Genomic DNA, 555 nt, shown 5'->3' with positions numbered 1-555 from the left:
GTCTCCATCCTGTCCAGCCTCGGCTACCATGTCATTGCTTCCACCGGCCGCAATGCCGAAAGCCCCTTTCTGATGGACCTTGGCGCCGCCGAGGTGATCTCGCGCGAGGAGCTTGCCCAGCCGGCCAAGCCGCTGGCCAAGGAGCGCTGGGCGGGCGGCATCGACGCTGTCGGCAGCCACACGCTGGCCAATGTGCTCTCGATGACCTCCTATGGCGGCGCGGTCGCCGCCTGCGGCCTGGCCGGCGGCATGGACCTGCCGGCCAGCGTCGCGCCCTTCATCCTGCGCGGTGTCTCATTGCTCGGCATCGATTCAGTGATGGCGCCGAAAGCAGTCCGCCTCGAGGCATGGCGCCGCATCGGCACCGACCTCGATCTGCAGAAGCTCGCCAGCCTGTCCAGCACCATCGGGTTCGACGGCATCGTCGATGCCGCGCGCGATATCGTCGAGGGCAAGATCCGCGGCCGCGTCGTCGTGGATATGTGACTCCGCCCAACTGCCGGAAGGGGGGATGCAACCGCCAGATCTGGTGGAAAACCCGCCGCGCCTCGGCAA

Annotated in this window: 1 protein-coding gene; it reads left to right on the top strand. The window is 67.6% G+C overall.

The genetic code is table 11. The annotated features are described in order from the left end of the window. The coding region (locus tag EN914_RS37770) for a zinc-binding dehydrogenase (protein ID WP_164779295.1) at positions 1-486 on the top strand (486 nt) is incomplete at its 5' end. Between the last annotated feature and the right edge of the window lie 69 nt (positions 487-555).

It is taken from the genome of Mesorhizobium sp. M7A.F.Ca.CA.001.08.2.1 (assembly GCF_003998455.1).
In the GTDB taxonomy this organism is placed as follows: domain Bacteria; phylum Pseudomonadota; class Alphaproteobacteria; order Rhizobiales; family Rhizobiaceae; genus Mesorhizobium; species Mesorhizobium ciceri.
Note: the sequence above shows the minus strand (reverse complement) of the source record. Positions and strands in the feature narration are given on the sequence as shown.